The organism is Pseudomonas edaphica, from assembly GCF_005863185.1.
Classification (GTDB): domain Bacteria; phylum Pseudomonadota; class Gammaproteobacteria; order Pseudomonadales; family Pseudomonadaceae; genus Aquipseudomonas; species Aquipseudomonas edaphica.
This window is the reverse complement of record NZ_VBVZ01000619.1, coordinates 1-3618: the sequence shown is the minus strand read 5'-3', so window position 1 is coordinate 3618 and position 3618 is coordinate 1. Positions and strand designations below refer to the sequence as shown.

Here is a 3618-nt window from a genome sequence, read left to right as displayed (position 1 = left end):
GCGCAGCCCAGCGGGAGCAAGCTCCCTCGCCACAGGTAGAGTGTCAGCCGGCCAAACGATAGAATCATCCAATGCGGTCAGATTTTTGACCCGGCTTATCAGCGAATGGGAAAACGGCACCCTGCGGTTTGACAAACCTGGTGAGTGCCTATTAGGCGTGTTTCGTCACGACCTGTTGATTGCGATCGGAGGTGTTTCACGTGATCCGTACTCCAATCCAGACACCGGCCGGTTACGCCGCGTATACGTTGCCCCCTCAATGCGCAGACACAACGTTGGCAAGGCGCTGGTGCAACGGTTATTGGAACACGCAGCGGCACATTTTCAACAGGTGCACCTGACCACCGATACACCAGAAGCCGCAGCGTTTTATCTGCGCTGCGGCTTTCATCAGATAACCAATGGCACAGCAACCCACGCGAAATCGCTTGTGCCGGGCGTCACCGGACCTTGAGCCTTACATCAACGGAATCGAGTAATTCACAAATACCCGGTTCTGGTCCTGGTCCCGCGCGACTTCGCTGCGCGACACGCCATTGCGCCAGCCGAACCCGACGTTCTTGAACGGGCCGCTTTGCACCACGTAGTCCAGGGAGATATCCCGTTCCCATTCGCTGGCGTTGTTGCCGCTGGCGGTGAGGATGTGGTCGCCCTTCAAGTACATCACCGACGCTTTCAGGCCGGGCACGCCGAGCGCGACGAAGTCGTAGGCGTATTGGGCAAAGGCCGTGCGTTCACCGGCCTGGATAAACGTTTGCACGGTACGATCGGTGTAGAGGTACAGGCTGGAGCCGCCCTCCCCTTTATTCACCAGCCCGCCCTGGTTGAGTTGGGCGAAGTTGCTGTCGTCCGAGACTTGCTGATAACCGGCGGTAATGGCGTGCGGGCCGAGCGAATAGATGAACGCGGCGCTCCAGGTGTTGTTGTCGATCTCCCCCGTGCCGTTCTTGGTATAGCCGCTGAACTTATAGCCTTCTGCACGGCCGGCGGCGCTGCTGTTTTTGCCGTCGGAGGTGGTCTTGAAATAACGCAGATCGGTTTTCAGTGAGCCGTAGTCACCCAACGGCAACACATGGATCAGCCCGGCAAAGTGTTGTTGGTAATAGTCTTCAAGGTTGGCGTAGTAGTACTGCACCAGCAGGTCCTTGTTTACTTGATAGTCAGCACCGGCGTAGTTGAATTTATTGCTTTCCTGGGTGCCGCCTGCCGCTGCCAGGCCACTGCGGTCGCTGGACCCGCGGCCGGTGGTGTGTTGCAGTTGGCCGCCAATCAAGGTCAGGTTGTCGATGTCTTTACTGGTGATCTGCCCACCTTCGAAAGACTGTGGCAACAGACGGCCATCGTTGCTCACCAGAATCGGCAGGTTTGGGCGCAGGTAGCCGTAGCGCAGCTCGCTCTTGGCGAAACGCGCCTTGGCGGTCGCACCGCCACGGGCCCAGCTGTCGGCGGCTTTGCCGTCATCGTTGGGGATCATCGAGCTGCCGACATGGCGGCCGGCACCACTGTCGAGGGTCAGGCCGAGCATGCCGATAGCATCCAGGCCAAAGCCTACGGTGCCGTCGGTAAAGCCCGACTGGTAGTTGAGAATAAAGGCCTGGCCCCACTCTTCGGTCTTCGACGGCGCGGCGGTGCCGTCGCGGTTATCGTTGTTGAAATAGAAGTTACGCATGTTCAGGTTGGCTTTGCTGTCGTTCAGAAAGTCAGCCGAGGCCAAGGGGCTCAGGGCAATGCCCAAGCCGCCGGTCAATACGCTTAAAACATTCAAAGTGGCTTTCATCAAGGCGAACTCCGGCGCGGAATCCAAGTTCCGGGCGCAAAAAAGGGCAGCAGGATGCACGCGACCAAACGTGAGTGGGTCGCTGCGTTAACTAACGTTCAATTACCTGATTGTAAGGAAGTGGACCTCCGTGAAACCTCAGTCAATCAATCCATGGGCGTCATAAAACGGATAGGGCCCCGGGTAGTCCCCGAACACACCGTTGTGGCTGATCAACCCGTGCTGTTCATCCCAGCGATGCAACAGGTAACCCGCCGGCTCCAGGTTGAAATGCGCGGGCGCGGCGTCTTGCAGGTCGAGTACGATCTGGTGGGAGGTGCCGGGGCAGACACAACTCAGGCTGCCGCCAAAACGCCGCTGCATCGGGCGGTGCAAATGGCCGCACAACAGACGCTCCACTTGTGGGTGGCGGGCGACGACCTTTTCCAGCGCAGCCGCGTTGATAAAAGGTTCACGGTCCATATGACCGATGCCGCTGATAAACGGCGGGTGATGCAGGATCAGCAGGGTCGGTACATGCGGGCGCAACGCCAATTGCGCGTCCAGCCACTGCAACTGGCTTTCCAGCAACTGCCCGCCATGGCCACCGGGGATGGTCGAATCGAGGCCGATCAAGCGCAACGGGTGCTCATCCACAACCCAGTCCAGCGGGCCATCCGCCGACGTCGGCAAATAGCGGTGATCGCCGAATGCATCCAGCAACGGCCCACGCGTGTCATGGTTGCCCGGCACCACATAGCAAGGCATGTGCAGGCGCGACAGCTCCGGGTGCAGCACGGCGTATTCATCGGCGCGACCAAAATCCACCAGGTCGCCGCTGACCACCACGATGTCGGGCCGTGGGTCACTGGCATTCAGATGGTCGACGGCACGGCGCAGTGCGCCCAGCGTGTCGACCACGCCATAGGTGAGGCGATTACCGGCTTTCAGGTGCAGGTCGCTGATCTGGGCAACAACAAACGGACGGTTCACAGTAAATTCTCAAGCATTGAGGGTAAATAACTTGTGTGGCGCAATCGCCAGGGCAATCGGTGCGCCGACGCTGTGCAATAGGTTGTCGCTGCTGTCCACCAGCAGCGGTTGGGCGCCACCGACATCCACCAGCAGACGGCTTTGTGCACCCTGGAAGAATTGCGCCACAAGATGGCCGTGCACGTGCCCTTCGTCTTCCATCACCCGCAAGTGTTCGGGCCGGCAATAGACGGTGCTCGGCGAGTCAGCCCTGTGCCACGGCAACTCGCCGCCGCAGACTTTCAGGCCGTGGGCGGTGCGATCAAGCACCACAAAGGCATTGAGGTTGCCGACAAAGCCTGCGACGAACGCATTGGCCGGTTGCTGGTAGATCTCCCGCGGGCTGGCCAGTTGCGCAACACGGCCCTGCTCCATGACCAGGATGCGATCGCCCAGGGCCATGGCTTCGCCTTGGTCGTGGGTGACAAATACCGAGGTGATGCCCAACCCACGCAACAGCTCATCCAACTCACTGCGCAAACGCTCGCGTAATTGCGCATCCAGGGCTGCCAACGGCTCGTCCAGCAACAGCACTTTGGGGCGCGGCGCCAAGGCTCGCGCCAGGGCCACGCGTTGGCGCTGGCCCCCGGACAATTCGTGGATGCTGCGTTTGCCGTGGTTCTGCAAACCCACCAGTTCCAGCAGTTCTTCACAACGCTTGTTGCGCGCAACGGGCGACAGGCCGCGAATCTTCAAGCCATAGACGATGTTCCCGGCCACATCCAGGTTGGGAAACAGCGCGTAATTCTGGAACACCATGCCCACATCGCGGCGCTCGATCGGCAGGCGGGTGACGTCCTGGCCGCCGAAAAACACCTGCCCCACGTCCG

Annotated in this window: 4 protein-coding genes; 1 reads left to right on the top strand and 3 read right to left on the bottom strand. The window is 60.1% G+C overall.

Annotated elements, in window-relative coordinates; genetic code table 11:
• Positions 1 to 40 precede the first annotated feature (40 nt).
• The gene (locus FEM54_RS27720; RefSeq protein WP_240792812.1) at positions 41 to 454 is read left to right on the top strand and encodes a GNAT family N-acetyltransferase; all 414 of its coding nucleotides are present in this window, start codon (positions 41 to 43) and stop codon (positions 452 to 454) included.
• A 3-nt stretch (positions 455 to 457) separates the two neighbouring features.
• Here the strand turns inward: FEM54_RS27720 and FEM54_RS27715 are convergent, their stop codons facing one another.
• From FEM54_RS27715 to FEM54_RS27705, 3 genes are all read right to left on the bottom strand, one after another.
• The gene (locus FEM54_RS27715; RefSeq protein WP_017136858.1) at positions 458 to 1777 is read right to left on the bottom strand and encodes an OprD family porin; all 1320 of its coding nucleotides are present in this window, start codon (positions 1775 to 1777) and stop codon (positions 458 to 460) included.
• 138 nt (positions 1778 to 1915) lie between these two features.
• Positions 1916 to 2749 (bottom strand): phosphodiesterase, encoded by an 834-nt coding sequence (locus tag FEM54_RS27710; RefSeq protein WP_138453768.1) that lies wholly within the window; start codon positions 2747 to 2749, stop codon positions 1916 to 1918.
• Positions 2750 to 2758: 9 nt separating this feature from the next.
• A partial coding sequence (locus FEM54_RS27705; protein ID WP_138453767.1) for an ABC transporter ATP-binding protein occupies positions 2759 to 3618 on the bottom strand: 860 nt, incomplete at its 5' end.

Bases quoted from the DNA above. Each gene is read 5' to 3' on its own strand.
- FEM54_RS27715 (WP_017136858.1), bottom strand. From the start codon at position 1,777: ATGAAAGCCACTTTGAATGTTTTAAGCGTATTGACCGGCGGCTTGGGC.